The organism is Myroides sp. (genome assembly GCF_032073645.1).
Lineage (GTDB): Bacteria > Bacteroidota > Bacteroidia > Flavobacteriales > Flavobacteriaceae > Flavobacterium > Flavobacterium odoratimimum.
Genome location: NZ_DAMANB010000037.1, coordinates 1 through 14772, shown reverse-complemented (window position 1 = coordinate 14772; position 14772 = coordinate 1). Strand labels below are relative to the sequence as shown.

Below are 14772 nucleotides of genomic sequence, written 5' to 3'. Positions count from 1 at the left end.
CTAAAATGGGAGGATATTTTATGCCTTAAATTTATTTAGGACGCTATTGTTTTTAAAACTATAATAGATAAACACTGCACTGATAAACATCAATAGTGACGCCAATAAAAATGGAGCTCCCGAAAACTCAAAAGATGCACTCTCATGAGTAAAATAATAGAATAAGTTAGTCATAACAGGTGGGCCTATTATAGAAGTAACACTCACTAAACTTGTTAAGGCTCCTTGTAATTCACCTTGTTGATCAGAAGGTACACTTTTACTAATTAAAGACTGAAGAGAAGGACCACAAATACCCCCTAAAGAATACGGTATTAAAAAAACTAACATCATCCATCCTTGATTTGCAAAAGCAAACAATAATAGTCCTAATGCATAAAATAAAAGTCCTAAATAGATACTTTTTTGCTCTCCTAATTTAGGCGCACTCCATCTTATCAATACTCCTTGTACCAATCCAATTAACAATCCTAATATCCCTAATGAGATACCCACTAGCCTTTCTGTCCAACTAAACTTATACATCGTAAAGAAATGCCAATTACTTTGAACTGCATGTAGTCCAATATTGATGAACACTAAAGCGAATACTAGATTAGAAATTTTAGGATGTTTAAATAAAAACTGAAAAGAACTAATCGGATTAGCACGTTTCCACTCAAATGACCTTCTCTTACTCTTATCTAGACTCTCAGGAAGCATAAAATACCCGTAAAGGAAATTCAGAAGACATAATACAGCTGCTACATAAAAAGGCACTCGCGCTCCATAATGTCCTAATAAACCTCCTAAAACAGGCCCTATTATAAACCCTAAACCAAAAGCAGCTCCTATTACCCCGAAGTTCTTTGTTCTGTTCTCATCAGTAGATATATCAGCAATGTATGCACTTGCCGTAGAAATACTAGCTCCTGTCAGTCCTGCTATAATACGACCTACAAATAACCATCCTATAGAAGGTGCGAGAGCTAATAAGATATAATCTATCGAAAAGCCAAAAAGAGAAATCAGTAAAATAGGTCGTCTACCATACTTATCACTAAGATTACCTACTAAGGGAGAAAACACAAACTGTGTAAATGTATAGGCGAAACCAAGCCATCCACCGTACTTAGCGGCTTCACTAATATCACCTTGAATAAGCTCACCAATCAGTTTCGGAACGACAGGAAGTATGATACCCCATCCTGTTATATCTAGCAATAGGGTAATAAATATAAACCCTACTGCTGCTTTTTTATCTGTTTTTTTCATGTGGTAAAAGTAAACAGAGTGACAAAACAGGGTATTGACGATTTAAGAGGTTTTAAGTACTATTTCTAAGCCTCTCGATGATTACTCTTCCTCTCGATATAACTTAGGAGACATTCCTGTATTTCGTTTAAAGTATCTACAGAACACGCTAGTATCTGTGAACTCTAGCTCATTACTAATCTCTTTTATTGATAAACTTGATGATTTAAGCAGTGTTTTAGCATGTAATATGAGTACATGATCAATCCATTGCAAAGTAGATTTACCCGTATTCTGTTTTAGAAACGACGAGAGGTACTGTGTACTTAAATGTAGTTTATCTGCATAAAACTGTACATTTCGTTGCTTGTGAGCATATGTAGATACCAAAGAGTAAAAGTTATCGATGATTTCGTGTGTTCGATTCTTCGTTCGGTTTTTAGTATTAGGCACATCCTGATACTTTTCGATAATCAAATTAATCAATGCCATAACAAGATGTTTGAGCATTTCTATTTTATTAGAGCTTTGCTCCTTATTGTATACTTTCTCAATAAGCCTGATTAACTCCTGTTGTAAGAGAAGCTCTTCAGAATCCAATCTTATAATCGGTTGCCAACGAATCTGGTCATTCATTACAAATTCTCTTAATATGGGAAAGGTTGAAATAAAATCCAATGAAAGACCAATAGTTACTATTTCTGCATCTTCACTTAAAGACTTTGTTTCGATCATAACTTGCGGAGGAACAACTGCTATATCCCCTTCATTAACCTCATATTCAGAAAAATGTACCTGAGTTTTCATTGATCCTTTTAATACAACACCTAACAACAGTCCTTCAAATAGACGACTATGTTTCTTATAATTTTGATTAGCCTTACTATGTTGATGAAAAACAACAATACCATCTATCTTCCTTGCTACATCAAGATCATATAGATTATAAACATTATCAAGGGTTATAAATAAAGCCATATTCACACATATTTTTAAATCTTCAAAAAAGAAGTACCTCCCTCCTTTTGATGACAAGTACCTTTATCATACACTATTTAATGTATAATTACACTATTTATCTTTAATTTTATCTCTATGCTTTTGGCCAAACTCTATTAAAGATTCTAAAACGGGATAACTCTCTAGAGCGTGCTCAGTAAGACTATAAGATACTGTAATTGGTTTGGTTGAATTAACCGTTCTAGTAATTAGTAAATTATCCTCCAACTCCTGCAGTTCTTTAGACAATACCTTAGGAGAAATTCCCTTTGCGTGTTCTTGCAAGTCTTTAAATCGCATTACCCCATTAGTACGTAGATGATTAAGAATACAAAATTTCCACTTGCCACTAAGTAATTCAATAGCATCTCTTAGTGCCAAAATTGTTTGTTTAGATACTGTATCGTTTTTTCTTGTTGCCATTGTTTTAGTTACTATCCTTGAGGTAAGTCATAGCAAATATAAAGGAAGCGTGTCTTAGATTTGTTGAAATTCTAAAAAACAATCAAATGAAAGTATCCTTAATCGCAAATATTTCTATCAGACAACTCTGTTTACCAATTGCCTCCAGAGGCCTTAAGTTTCTACCTTGAACTTGCACATCAAATTGGGAACTTAGTTATTGGCATGAGGACTTTTCAAAACTTTCAAAAGTCACCTCAAAAGGTTAAAGATCTTTTTAAGGGGATAGAAATAATTGTACTCTCTAATAATACACATCCCCTTATAGAAGGTTACACCTTTGTTAATAGTCCTGAAGAAACGATAACCTATATGGCTACAAAAGGAATTACAGAACTAGCTATTGGTGGAGGAACGGGTACCTACAACACCTTTATAGAGAAAGAACTCATAACTGATATTTACTTTAATATCAACCCAATCATTATAGGGAATGGTGATCTTTTAGGATTGTATGATAAACTAAACACTAAATTTGACATTGTAACTCATAAAGTAACAAATGGTTTTCTTCAATTACATCTAACTAAGTCCAAAAGCTAAAATTACATTAGACACTAATTGATATAAAAATAATAAGTTGTCTTATTGGCCAACATTAGAGTTGAATAATCGGTAAGAAAAAGACATTTTTTTCCCTTACCGATTATTCAACAAAAACAACAATTCTTTCTCGTTATTTACTCTATATTTATACATCCGTTATAAATCAACTTATAGTTCATATGTACCCAATAGAACATATCATTCGTATCGATAAAAAAAGCAAAATGCCTATCTATAGACAAATTGCTATATCAATTATCAATGCAATAAAAAATGGATATCTAAAAGCAGGAGATCAACTCCCAGGAAGTAGAGATTTAGCAGACTCTTTAAACCTTCACAGAAAAACTGTAATTGCAGCTTACGAAGAACTGTATACACAAGACTGGATTTCTATGTCACCTCGAAAAAGAGCAACTATATCAGAGTCCATTCCTAATCTCAAAGCGTCAAAGTGGGAAGAGTTCTCTAGTATACACTCCTATGATATTGACTTTAATTTACCATTTAATCAATACCATGATGTAGATCACTCTGTAGAAGAAAACACAGTTATTCCAGATATTATTATCGATGACGGTTTTCCAGATATTAGACTTTCTCCTATAAGTGCATTATTAAAGACCTATCGCTCTTATGTTACAAGAACCTATTCAATTAAAAATGCTAATCTTGAAAACCCACAGGGAACCCTCGCTCTAAGAGAACAGCTTGTCAATTACCTATCCGAAACTAGAGGGCTTATTTTCTCTAAAGAGAATATTCTTATTACTCATGGAGCACAAATGAGTATTTATCTTTCAGCACAATTATTACTCAATAAAAAGGCAAAAATTGTTGTAGCTAAACCTAATTACCCAAAAGCTAGTCAAACATTCAGCAATACTGGAGCGAAAGTGTTAGAAATAGGAATAAATGAAAAAGGACTAAAAACAGACGAACTAGAGTCACTTTGTAAAACAACAACAATAACAGCTGTTTATGTTATTTCTCATCATCACTACCCTACTACTGTCACTTTAAGTGTTGACAGACGTGTGCACCTCTTAGAACTTTCTAAGCAATATCACTTCGCTATCATAGAAGATGATTATGACTTTGATTATCACTATACAACTCCTCCATACCTTCCATTAGCTAGTGGCGGGCATAATGGTAATGTTATTTACATCGGTTCATTTTCTAAAATATTAGGACCATCCATTCGTATAGGTTTTATGGTCGCTCCAAAAAACTTCATTCAACAATGTGTTGAACTAAGAAAAACAATTGATGTAGGAAATGATGCGTATATGCAAAACTCTTTAGCTAGCTTGATTAAAGAAGGAGAATTTACAAGGTATTTTAAAAAAGCTAAAAAGTTTTATCAGGAAAGACTAGAGTTATTAGATCAACTATTAAAAAAGGAACTGAACAAGTATATTTCTTACACTTTGCCTACAGGAGGGATGGCAGTATGGATAAAAGTAGATAAACAATATCCAATATCAGCAATACAAAACCTATCCAAATTAAGGATTAAACATATTAGTAAAGAAGAGAATGCTTTTAGGTTTGGATTTGCTTCTTTAAACGAGAGAGAAATTCTTCAAGCTATTCATATTCTGAAAGATCATTTTATCAAACATCAATAAATGCAACACCTCGTGAGAAGTTACACACGAGGTATTCCATTTATAGCATGGGTTAAATTTAAATACAGAAGCTACTTTTTCTACTCACAACACACGATCTCTAGAATTAGTGATTCTATATTGATAAACAATTACTGCTATTATATCTAAGATTACCTAGAAAACATAGGATAATCTTTCATCATATTTTGAATTTCTTGCTTTATCTGTTTATGTTTCGTAGCATTATCTTTATATATTAATACTTCATCAATAAAGTGCACTATTTTTTTCATATCTGCTTCTTTTAACCCTCTGGTTGTTACTGCCGCAGCTCCCACCCTAATACCAGAAGTAATGAAGTTCGATTTATCATCATAAGGAACCATATTCTTATTCACTGTAATCCCAGCATGTTCTAAAATACTTTCAGCCTCCTTACCAGATATATCTTTATTTCTTAAATCAATTAATACCAAATGGTTATCCGTTCCTCCAGAGACGATATTATATCCACGCAACAAAAAAGCATCTGCCATTACTTTCATATTTTTTTGAATCTGATTAGCATATACCTTAAAATCATCTGTCAATACTTCATTAAAAGCCACCGCTTTGGCTGCAATAGTATGCATTAGTGGACCACCTTGATTACCAGGAAATACAGACGCATCTAGAAGACTAGACATCATTCTTAGCTCTCCTTTTAAGGTCTTATATCCAAAGGGATTTTCAAAATCTTTTCCCATTAAAATAACTCCTCCTCGTGGACCTCGCAATGTTTTATGTGTTGTTGTTGTAACAATGTGACAATGCGGTATAGGATTACTTAATAATCCTTTGGCTATTAACCCTGCAGGATGTGCCATATCTGCTAATAATATTGCTCCTACCTTATCTGCTATTTCCCTAAAACGACTATAATTAATATCTCTAGAATATGCACTTCCACCAGCTATAATCATTTTAGGCTTTTCTTTGATAGCTATCTCTTCAATTTTATCATAATTAAGTACCCCTGTTTCTTGATCTACTCCATAGAATGAAGGAACATATAATCTGCCTGAAAAATTCACAGAAGAACCATGAGTCAAGTGCCCTCCATGCGTTAGGTCAAATCCTAATATTTTATCTCCAGGTTTTAAGCAAACTGAAAAAACAGCAACATTAGCTTGTGATCCAGAATGTGGTTGAACATTAGCATATTCTGCACCATAAATCTCTTTTAAAGATGCAATAGCCATATTCTCTACAAAGTCAACATATTCACACCCTCCATAATATCGTTTATCAGGATATCCTTCTGCATACTTATTAGTTAATATAGATCCATTGGCTCTTAAAACATCCTCGCTAACAAAGTTCTCTGAAGCAATTAATTCTAAGCCCTCCCTTTGTCTTCTTTCTTCTCTTTTGATTAATTCAAATAAAATGTTGTTGTTGTTGTTGTTGTTGTTGTTGTGCATAGTTGTATAAATTAGTTTAGCTATGATTACTAGTTTATAATCTAGATTAAAAAGCCTATAAACTAGTATCTTATTATATTTAAAAAGCAAAAGTAACAGTTAGTAACCTAGTAAGTTGGGGACAGATTTTTTATTCTTAGGCATCCAGATTGATCCTTTTAACAATTAAAGAGTTTAATATTTTTTATTCCTAAAAACAGTGCCATTACTTAGTTATGTTTTTTTATCTCAAATCATTTTAAGTACATTTAACCTTATTAAACTAAATAGACATGAAACAGTTTTCATATAAAAAAATAGGGATAATATTCTTATTACTATTTCAATTATCTTTAATTGAAGTATTTGCACAAACACCTTCAAAAATAGAACTAGAATATTTTACAATTGAAAATACCCCTCTTTATATTATCAATACTAATGATATTGATTTAGCTATACGCTATAAAAAAGGGCAAGGTATACCTATTGTATTTATACACGGTTCATGGGATGATCATAATTCTTGGTTACCAGTGGCAGAAGAGTTAATTAAAACTACTACTAATCCCATCATTTTATATGATAGAAGAGGACATAGTGCTTCTTCTCCAGATAAAGAACAAGGTACAATATCAATGGATGTCCAAGATGCCGTTTCCCTACTCGATGCTTTACAGATTAAGAAAGCTCATTTTATAGGACATTCTTATGGAGCAAATATCACAATTGAACTAGCCAATAATCACGCTAATAGAGTTGAGAGTATTGTTTTATATGAACCTCCTATTTTTGGGATGCTTAAAGGACAAACTGAATACAAACAAATTCTATCAGAGGTACAGAATGAAATGCAAAAAAGTAAAACTTTACTTGAACAAGGACACATTGAACAGGGAACCTTTAATTTTATTGAAAAAGTAGCCTTTGGAAAAGGTAGTTGGTATTCTGTTTTTGATCAAAGAGCCAGAAATACAATGACAGCTAGTTACACTACTTGGCTTGATCAAGCTAATGATCCTGAAAGATTAAATATAAAACCAGAAATCCTTAATCAATTTAATGGTAAAATAACACTTATTACAGGATCAGATTCTATCTTAGTATATACAGCTGTTGCAAAAACAATAAAACAGAAAGTTAATTCAATAGAATTACAGACTATTCAAGGCGCAGGTCATGGAGGACTTATTTCTCACCCCAAACAAACTGCTCATATGATTACTACACACTTAAATCAATTGTAATAATATAATCAGAGTTCTCTAGCTTAAAGCTGTTTTTACAACTCTTTATAAAGTTTAATTTACTACATTTGGAGTATTGCATTTTATAAGAGTTAACTATATCAAGTAATCCAGATGAAGAGATTATGGAAATTAGAAATTAGATTAGAGAATACATCTAATAAGGCTTTGTATTTACAAATAGCTGACGCCATCATTGATGATATCAAGAAAGGAAGACTAAAAAAAGGAGATTTACTACCTAGTACGCGTACACTCTCTACTCTACTAAATGTCAATAGAAACACCGTAGTACGCGCACTGACTATCTTAATTACCGAACAATGGCTGGTATCCGTAGAAAGAAAAGGAATTTTCGTAGCACATACTATTTCACAAGATAGTCCTGTAAAATCAATAGAGCCTTTATTAGAAAGACAAGAAACAGACCTATTACTGAACAATAATATTGTCTTTGACAATGGCTATCCTGATAGTAAAATAGTTCCAATAGCAGAACTGGCACGCGCTTATAGACAAATCTTTAATAGAAGTGCTAAATGGCAAATGATGGGATATGGAAGTGAACTAGGCGATTCTAAATTCATTACTCATATTGCTAATATGCTCAATCATCAAAGAGGGATGAATGTAGCCGAAAAAAATATTTGTATTACACGTGGAGGGCAGATGGCTATCTTTATGATCGCTCATTCCCTCTTGACTAAAGGAGACTATATACTAGTAGAAAACCCTGGGTATAATTCTGCTTGGGAAGCTTTTAAACATGCTGGTGCTAATCTTATTCCTATTCATGTAGATGACCAAGGAATAGTGACTAGTGAGATTATAGAACAGCTAAAAACGAATAAAAGAATTAAAGCAATTTACCTAACCCCTCATCATCAATTTCCAACAACAGTTACCCTTAGTCTTAAAAGAAGATTAGAGATAATCGAACTTTCTAACCAATACGGGTTTACTGTCATTGAAGATGACTATGATAATGAATTTCATTATAATACAAGACCCATTTTACCCCTTTGTAGCCATATTAACCTAGAAAATTATATATACATAGGAACTTTAAGTAAGGTAGTCGCTCCTTCTCTTAGAATAGGTTACTTAGTGACTAGTAAGACCTCTTTAATAAAGAAAGTAAGTAAACTAAGAAAGATAATTGATATTCAAGGTGATAGAATAATGGAGCTAGCAATACTAGAGCTAATCAAAGAAGGAATTATTAAAAAACATATCAAAAAAGCAACAATTCATTACAAAGAGAAAAGAGATTACACCTATAGCTTATTAAAGCATTATTTAGACCAATCCACCCATTTCACCTTGCCAGAAGGAGGACTTGCTTTTTGGATTAAACTCAATAGGACTATAGATTTTAAGAATTTCTGTGCTTTATTAACCAGCAAAGGCGTTGATATAGTAAACCCTAATGAGTATTACCTAGACCACTCTAGTAACGGATTAAGAGTTAGCTTCGGTAGATTAACTAAAGAAGATTTAGAAAAAGGAATAAAAATCATTGCAGAATGTTTAAATCAAGAGCTATATTCCTAACTCTATTGCGTTTTTCTAATTCAGCATTTTTATTCCTTCTTTTCATATTATCTCTACCTATGATAGGTGATCCAGTTCCTAATGACGCTTATTGTGGCTTATATTTTATAAATAACGCACAAGATAATACATCCCCCAAGCAAAGATTACAATAATGGTTGTCCATACCCAAAAGGGAATACTCTGAGGAGTTTCGCTACCCACAACTAAAAAAGTCTTTTGATCGCCTTTTCCATAAGCATTAATGCGTATAGACAATAAACCATCTACCACAGCCTTTTCCTTTATTCCTTCTATATCTATAGCTGGGCCATTCTTTACTGTAAACGGAATAATTCTAATCCCCTCTTTTCCCGTGTGATCTTTACTTACAATTTTTAAGGTATGATCCCCATCCACTAATTTATGCGTATCGAGTTCGAAATTTACAGGTGTTTCGAGCTCTGCAATAGGTTGATGTTCATCATCAATAAAAATGAATACTCTACTTCTCTGCTCCATCTAATAGGTCGTTTAATACAGTTCTTTTAATGTGTTCTTTAGATTCTTCTCCTGGTTTTACTAACCATTTAATAGAGAAGATTAACGTAGCTAAAACCAAAATAGCAATCACAACTATAATAGTATAATCCCATTTACTATCAGGTCCTACACCATGTACAACTCCTTTTAGTAATTTAGGTTGATTGCGTTCACAAACAGGACAAGCATAAATTACATTGGCAAGTAATAATCCTATTATAGTAAGAATCCTTTTACAATTTACTTTCATTATTTATCCTTTATTTGGTTGATATAATCCATGATCTGTTTTACTTCATCTACTGTTACCAAGGGAGCTTTATTTCCCCAATTATTGCGCTCGTAGTTAACTATTGCAGTAACTTCTTCCTCCGTCCAATTCGCATTAGTACCTACCGCAGGCATTACCCCATACTCCTCTCTAGCATCATATCCATTCATTATAATATCTACAAATAGTTGGAGGTTATCTCCAGTAACAATAGCACTGTTTTTTAAAGGAGGAAACGCACCTGAGAGTCCTTCTCCATTGGCCTGATGACAGGCTGCACAATTATTCATATAAAGGTTTTTACCATCCAAAGCCGTTTTAGTCTGTCCTGTAGTTACTCCTTGTGTAACATCTTGTTCTTTAGGATATAAAAACTCAGGAGTCATAATCGTTCCAGGCAATGGAGTCTGCTTTAAAGCTTGCAGATATGCAACCAAATCTAAAGCATCTTGAGTAGCTACAATCTTTAATTTCTTATCCCTTAAGAATGTCTCTGGTACACTGACTACAACATCCTCTTTATCAGGATGCTCTTTAGATGTAAACAGAAAAGAATACGAAGGCATAATGGATTCTTTAACGACAATACGAGGATTATAAAGATGAACTAAATGCCAGTCTAAACTAGGTTGACGTGTACCTATATCTATAAGATCAGGACCTGTTCTTTCTGTTCCCATCAGCGTAGCAGTATTCGTCCAAAAATCAACTCTTTTATTACCCGCATAATCTGCAGATATAGAAGGTCTACTCCCCCATTTTCTATCCATTTCTACATTTCTAACTTGCTGACTATGACAAGCTACACATCCATTAGCTATAAATATATCTTTTCCTCTTTTCTCTGATTGTGTTAGAGGGATCGCATCAGGTAAAGGATGTATTTTAGACTGATTATCTAGGGCTGGTAGAATAGCTACAAATAGTGTTAGAATCAAAAATAAAATAGTTGCTATTACATAAAGTTTTTTATGGTTGCTAAATATATCCATATCTACTAATTATTAAATATTTTGTCATTATCTACGCTATCATCAGCTAGTTTCTCAAAGGTTAAGTCTACCCTATCTAAAGAAACGGATTCGTCTTTTTGAATCATCTTATAAAAATTATAGACAAAGAATAGATGAGATAACCACATTAGACTTCCTCCAATAGCTCTCCATAGCCAATAAGGCATCATAAACTTGACACTCTCTATAAAGGCAGAGTCTTCCATCCACATTAAGCCTCTTAATGTTCCCCCGTACATTAAAGGGATAGAATAAAACAACAATCCTATTAAGGCTAACCAAAAATGAGCTCCGATTGTAATCTGTGGGGCTTCTTTACCCGTTATTTGTGGTACTAATGCATATATAGAACCCCATAAAAGAAAAGTGATAATTCCATACATCGTCAAATGAGAGTGAGCCACTGTAAAGTCTGTAAAGTGCCAAAGCAGATTTGTAAATCGAAAGGATTCTGCTGTACCTTGCAAAGAACCCGTAAAATAGAACATAATACCTATTACAAAAAAGGGAATGGTGTAACTATCCTTGATTTTATACCAGACTCCTTTAAAGGTTAAGAAAAAATTAGTTGTACCCGCTACTACAGGAATAACCATTCCAACACTAGCTACAATAGCAACAGTCTGTAACCACCATGGTATAGCACTAAAAACAAAGTGATGGGTTCCAATTAATGTATAAAACAATATCTGGCTCCAAAAAGCTAATATTCCTAAACTGTATGAATATATTGGTTTATTAAGTTGTTGTGGCAGAAAGTAATATACTATCCCTAGAGTAAAAAGCATAAACCACATCCCTACTGCTTGATGCATATAATACCCCTGCACGATTGTCTCACCTAAACCATCTTGCCAAAAAGGTAAGTATCCAACAACAGCTACTATAGTAATAAAGATAACGGCAGCAACGATATACCAATTAGAAATATAAATATCCTTATCTGTTCTATTGGCTATAGTCTTTAAATAGCATCTAAGCGTAAAGTACAACCCTAAAGCAAACAATAACATAATAGGCCATATATACTCTCTATACTCTCCTCCTCCATTGTTTACACCAGCCATTAAACTAATAGACCCGATAAAAACGGAAGCATTAATTAAAACAAGTGAATACCATCCCCATTTAATATTGACCAAGTTTGTATTACTAACTCTAGGTACGATATAATACCCCAATCCAATCATCCCTAAAGAAGCCCATCCCCAGAATACAGCATTAGTATGCACCGGTCTTAGTCTTCCAAAGCTAAGCCAACTACTATGATCTATATCTGGTGCTATAAATTTAATCCCTAAATACTCTCCAATAGTGGTACCTACAATTAACCAAAAGCTAGCTGTTCCTAAAAACCATAAAATCAGTTTAGCCAAACCTGGATCTATATCTACCTTGACAGAATTTCTTTTCTTATTAGCAACAACGGGTGCTAGTTCAGTCTTTGACAACGAAATCAACCCCTTTTGATCTTGAATTAAACTTTCTCCTGAGAGTTCTTTATTGGATAATGAAAACCCTAGGGCAATCTCTCGTTTTTTTAAAGAGTCAGATTCCTCTTCAGACAGATGTTCTAAATACTCTTTAAATTGTTTTGTATGCTGATCTTCTAGCTTATTTTTTTGCACACTAATAATATTGGAAATTTTAATAAGCATAATTACTACACCTAATAGAATAGGAATTGAGATTAGAATCAAAATAATGATAATCCCTGGCTCTGTTAAAAGAGATGGTTCTGTTGTTTTGATATTACTCTGTGCAAAAAGATTTGATGCAGAAATAAAGAAAATAAACCCTATCAGATATTTTAACTTTGTACTTTTTAATAAAACACGGATTTGACGTTTTGTAAGGCTTGTGATAGATATCTTTACTAAATTTGAATCTAATTCTTTGTTTAAATTGTACAACTTATCAAGATAAGATGCCTTTAAATATAATGATCTAAAAAAAGCACTCAATAGCACTACTAGAATCAAAACGATAACAACAAAGATATCTTGGTTATTAACCCTAAATTTTAAAGGCTCCATATTGTTAGCCCAAATCGCTGTTGGATGGATAAAAAGTAGAAAACTTATAAAAATAGACCACGGAGCAAAAGACAGTATTTTCATTATGAGTATTATTAAGTAAGTAAACCATACACCTTGTTTATAGATAATCGTGTTGGCATACCATGTGTTTAGTATTTATTATCTAAAGCCAAAGGTATTGTGCTCCCTCATGAAAGAGATGGTACAGATTAGAGATAATAACATAGACCAAGTAAAGAGGTTGGGGATAAAAACAACTACTCTATGGGTGCTGTAAACGAAATAATTCTTTATGCGAATTTTTAAAAGGATAAGGTTACACCAGCACATAAAAAAGCCCGATAACGAATGTTATCGGGCTTTTCAGCAGTGAAAGAGAATTAGCCTCTTTATACCGTATGTTTTATAAATAAGGTAGCTTATTTTTTAAATTGTTGTGCACATCTTATTCGGAGAGCTTTTTGTCTGTCTTTATCACTCTTCCTTATGTTTATGAAGATAATTGCCGATACTTTGGTAAATATCATTAGAAAATAGACTGAATGAGGTGCTGTAGAAGTTTGGAGTTGTAGATGGCTTTTATATAATAAACGAACTGACAAGAACGCGAGCCAGTAACAAGAGCTTTACAAAGTAGCGAGGGTTCTTCTAAATTCAAAACTTGTACTTCGTTTACCTATTTATAAAGTTGTAATAAGCTTGTTGTATTTAGAGCTATTTCAATGGTGTGCTGCGTACAGCTTAGAAAGTGCTCTTCTAGTTTTCCTATACCTACGAGGAATAATGATATACTAAAAACCACTTCTGTATGGAGTATTATTCATTTCTTTTAAAAGAGAAGAAAAGCAGTAATAAAGATAATAAACTAACTACTAAACTAAGCATTTTCAGATTCCCTATATTATCTATTGTAAAGAAAGCAGGTGAATAAAATGATGTAATATTAAACACCATGTGCCATAAAACACATAAACTTATGCTTTGAGTTTTATTATATATCCAGAATAAAAATATACTTGAGATAAATGGTATGATTAAAGGTATTTCACCAAAAATATGTATTAAACTAAACACAAGAGAAATGAGAACAATAGAAACAATCTTATCAAGTTTCTCTGTCAAAAATCTAAACCAATATTTTCTATACAAAAGTTCTTCAATAACGGGGCTTAGTACAAATAAACCAAACAAACTAAATGCAGAATATTCATAACGTTGTTGCATGACAAAATTAAATTCATCTCCTCTAGCATAAATAGCATTACCTAAAAAAGCCAAAGAGATTGCCGTTACTATAAGTAAAGAACAATTCAATAAAGAGCACCTTATTTTTAATAAGCTATTATAATCCTTATACTTAAATATAAATAGAGTAAGAATACTAATTGTAAAAACATCTATAACTTTAAAAACAAAACCTGCCCCATAAATAGCTATAACAAAAAACAAAATCGTATAGATTATCAATAATAGTATACGACTATACTTAGTTTCAAATTTCATATTCATCTTTAAAGGTATTTATAATGATATTTTATAAGTCCTACTACCACTTCTGCAGAATAACTATACTCAGCTATAATCTGTCAAGGTAAAGCTTTTCAGCACCATAAGAGAATGGAAATCTATTAATAGAATTCATAATTCCATTGATTACAACTCCAACACTTATACCAATTAAAACAGAAATAACCTCTGCATTTGGACCTGCATAAAGTAACGGATTATTTAATACATATCCATATCTATGTGTTAGTATTGTCTTGCACAAAGTTAGGATCAACGTTAAAAGTTGGGGAGGAAAGTGTAAAATAATATCTTTGTGCTA

14 protein-coding genes are annotated in these 14772 nt (G+C 32.7%); 4 read left to right on the top strand and 10 right to left on the bottom strand.

The annotated features are described in order from the left end of the window. Nucleotides 1–18 precede the first annotated feature (18 nt). The 3 genes from RT228_RS17545 to RT228_RS17535 form a co-directional block, all read right to left on the bottom strand. Nucleotides 19–1254, bottom strand: coding sequence for a TCR/Tet family MFS transporter (locus tag RT228_RS17545; RefSeq protein ID WP_006260124.1), 1236 nt, complete (start codon nucleotides 1252–1254; stop codon nucleotides 19–21). Between the two features lie 81 nt (nucleotides 1255–1335). Then, nucleotides 1336–2211 carry a helix-turn-helix domain-containing protein gene (locus RT228_RS17540; protein ID WP_006260123.1) on the bottom strand — a complete coding sequence of 292 codons (876 nt, stop codon included), beginning with the start codon at nucleotides 2209–2211 and terminating at the stop codon, nucleotides 1336–1338. A 93-nt stretch (nucleotides 2212–2304) separates the two neighbouring features. After that, the gene (locus RT228_RS17535; RefSeq protein ID WP_006260122.1) at nucleotides 2305–2655 is read right to left on the bottom strand and encodes a winged helix-turn-helix transcriptional regulator; all 351 of its coding nucleotides are present in this window, start codon (nucleotides 2653–2655) and stop codon (nucleotides 2305–2307) included. Between the two features lie 351 nt (nucleotides 2656–3006). On the opposite strand from RT228_RS17535, the gene RT228_RS17530 reads away from it, so the two are divergent. Further along, the gene (locus RT228_RS17530; RefSeq protein ID WP_006260121.1) at nucleotides 3007–3237 is read left to right on the top strand and encodes a hypothetical protein; all 231 of its coding nucleotides are present in this window, start codon (nucleotides 3007–3009) and stop codon (nucleotides 3235–3237) included. Between the two features lie 182 nt (nucleotides 3238–3419). After that, on the top strand, nucleotides 3420–4874 hold the full coding sequence (locus RT228_RS17525) for a PLP-dependent aminotransferase family protein (protein ID WP_313139140.1): 1455 nt from the start codon (nucleotides 3420–3422) through the stop codon (nucleotides 4872–4874). Between the two features lie 152 nt (nucleotides 4875–5026). Here the strand turns inward: RT228_RS17525 and glyA are convergent, their stop codons facing one another. Next, complete coding sequence (gene glyA, locus RT228_RS17520; protein ID WP_313139138.1) at nucleotides 5027–6319, bottom strand: serine hydroxymethyltransferase; 1293 nt, start codon at nucleotides 6317–6319, stop codon at nucleotides 5027–5029. Nucleotides 6320–6591: 272 nt separating this feature from the next. Between glyA and RT228_RS17515 the strand changes: the two genes are divergently transcribed. Further along, nucleotides 6592–7545 (top strand): alpha/beta fold hydrolase, encoded by a 954-nt coding sequence (locus tag RT228_RS17515; RefSeq protein ID WP_006260118.1) that lies wholly within the window; start codon nucleotides 6592–6594, stop codon nucleotides 7543–7545. A gap of 114 nt (nucleotides 7546–7659) precedes the next feature. After that, the gene (locus tag RT228_RS17510) at nucleotides 7660–9099 is read left to right on the top strand and encodes a PLP-dependent aminotransferase family protein (protein WP_006260117.1); all 1440 of its coding nucleotides are present in this window, start codon (nucleotides 7660–7662) and stop codon (nucleotides 9097–9099) included. 105 nt (nucleotides 9100–9204) lie between these two features. Here RT228_RS17510 and RT228_RS17505 read toward each other — a convergent pair whose 3' ends face one another. From RT228_RS17505 to RT228_RS17480, 6 genes are all read right to left on the bottom strand, one after another. Then, nucleotides 9205–9600 carry a hypothetical protein gene (locus RT228_RS17505; protein WP_006260115.1) on the bottom strand — a complete coding sequence of 132 codons (396 nt, stop codon included), beginning with the start codon at nucleotides 9598–9600 and terminating at the stop codon, nucleotides 9205–9207. Beyond that, entirely contained in the window at nucleotides 9584–9871 is a 288-nt protein-coding gene (locus tag RT228_RS17500; protein ID WP_006260114.1) for a hypothetical protein, read from the bottom strand. The genes RT228_RS17505 and RT228_RS17500 overlap by 17 nt, the downstream gene beginning before the upstream one ends. Further along, nucleotides 9871–10884 (bottom strand): cbb3-type cytochrome c oxidase subunit II, encoded by a 1014-nt coding sequence (locus tag RT228_RS17495; RefSeq protein WP_006260113.1) that lies wholly within the window; start codon nucleotides 10882–10884, stop codon nucleotides 9871–9873. Before RT228_RS17495 ends, RT228_RS17500 begins: the two co-directional genes overlap by 1 nt. A 5-nt stretch (nucleotides 10885–10889) precedes the next feature. Continuing rightward, nucleotides 10890–13025: a cbb3-type cytochrome c oxidase subunit I gene (locus RT228_RS17490; RefSeq protein WP_313139135.1), complete on the bottom strand. Its 2136-nt coding sequence runs from the start codon at nucleotides 13023–13025 to the stop codon at nucleotides 10890–10892. Nucleotides 13026–13760: 735 nt separating this feature from the next. Next, nucleotides 13761–14453 (bottom strand): CPBP family intramembrane glutamic endopeptidase, encoded by a 693-nt coding sequence (locus RT228_RS17485; protein WP_286421149.1) that lies wholly within the window; start codon nucleotides 14451–14453, stop codon nucleotides 13761–13763. Nucleotides 14454–14520: 67 nt separating this feature from the next. Beyond that, nucleotides 14521–14715, bottom strand: coding sequence for a hypothetical protein (locus RT228_RS17480; RefSeq protein WP_286421147.1), 195 nt, complete (start codon nucleotides 14713–14715; stop codon nucleotides 14521–14523). Nucleotides 14716–14772 lie beyond the last annotated feature (57 nt).

Bases quoted from the DNA above. Each gene is read 5' to 3' on its own strand.
- RT228_RS17500 (WP_006260114.1), bottom strand. From the start codon at position 9,871: ATGAAAGTAAATTGTAAAAGGATTCTTACTATAATAGGATTATTACTT.
- RT228_RS17525 (WP_313139140.1), top strand. From the start codon at position 3,420: ATGTACCCAATAGAACATATCATTCGTATCGATAAAAAAAGCAAAATG.
- RT228_RS17510 (WP_006260117.1), top strand. From the start codon at position 7,660: ATGAAGAGATTATGGAAATTAGAAATTAGATTAGAGAATACATCTAAT.
- RT228_RS17505 (WP_006260115.1), bottom strand. From the start codon at position 9,600: ATGGAGCAGAGAAGTAGAGTATTCATTTTTATTGATGATGAACATCAA.
- RT228_RS17515 (WP_006260118.1), top strand. From the start codon at position 6,592: ATGAAACAGTTTTCATATAAAAAAATAGGGATAATATTCTTATTACTA.
- RT228_RS17530 (WP_006260121.1), top strand. From the start codon at position 3,007: ATGGCTACAAAAGGAATTACAGAACTAGCTATTGGTGGAGGAACGGGT.
- RT228_RS17535 (WP_006260122.1), bottom strand. From the start codon at position 2,655: ATGGCAACAAGAAAAAACGATACAGTATCTAAACAAACAATTTTGGCA.
- RT228_RS17490 (WP_313139135.1), bottom strand. From the start codon at position 13,025: ATGAAAATACTGTCTTTTGCTCCGTGGTCTATTTTTATAAGTTTTCTA.
- glyA (WP_313139138.1), bottom strand. From the start codon at position 6,319: ATGCACAACAACAACAACAACAACAACAACAACATTTTATTTGAATTA.
- RT228_RS17540 (WP_006260123.1), bottom strand. From the start codon at position 2,211: ATGGCTTTATTTATAACCCTTGATAATGTTTATAATCTATATGATCTT.
- RT228_RS17495 (WP_006260113.1), bottom strand. From the start codon at position 10,884: ATGGATATATTTAGCAACCATAAAAAACTTTATGTAATAGCAACTATT.
- RT228_RS17485 (WP_286421149.1), bottom strand. From the start codon at position 14,453: ATGAATATGAAATTTGAAACTAAGTATAGTCGTATACTATTATTGATA.
- RT228_RS17545 (WP_006260124.1), bottom strand. From the start codon at position 1,254: ATGAAAAAAACAGATAAAAAAGCAGCAGTAGGGTTTATATTTATTACC.